The following is a 352-nucleotide window of genomic DNA, read 5'->3' as shown; positions in this document are numbered from 1 at the left end:
CGGAAACGCCGGGTCTCCGCCGGTGTTGCCCTGCTGTTCCGTCCTGCTACTTGATCGACAGCGGAGCCAGGGCACGCGAAAGGCTTGCCTCGCCCTTGCCATAGACGGAGGCGCTGTAGTTGGCCAACGTGTCGGTCCGGGCCGTATTCAGCAACTGGTTGGTGATCTGGGTCGACGTTGCCTTGGTGAACTTGCTGCCCACGATGGCGGCGTAGCCGGCAACGATCGGCGCGGCGAAAGAGGTGCCGTAAAGGCCGGTCTTGTCCCCGGTGACACCCACGACCAGGAAATGGCTCTGCACAGCCGTGTTGGTGCCGGCGGTGTTGGAATACCAGGCCATGGTGGCCTTGTT

1 protein-coding gene is annotated in these 352 nt (G+C 63.4%); it reads right to left on the bottom strand.

The features are described from left to right. Nucleotides 1-46: 46 nt before the first annotated feature. A partial coding sequence (locus EN852_RS36810) for a S8 family serine peptidase (protein WP_145994154.1) occupies nucleotides 47-352 on the bottom strand: 306 nt, incomplete at its 5' end.

The organism is Mesorhizobium sp. M2E.F.Ca.ET.209.01.1.1 (genome assembly GCF_004010375.2).
Lineage (GTDB): Bacteria > Pseudomonadota > Alphaproteobacteria > Rhizobiales > Rhizobiaceae > Mesorhizobium.
This window is presented reverse-complemented; position numbering and strand designations above follow the sequence as displayed.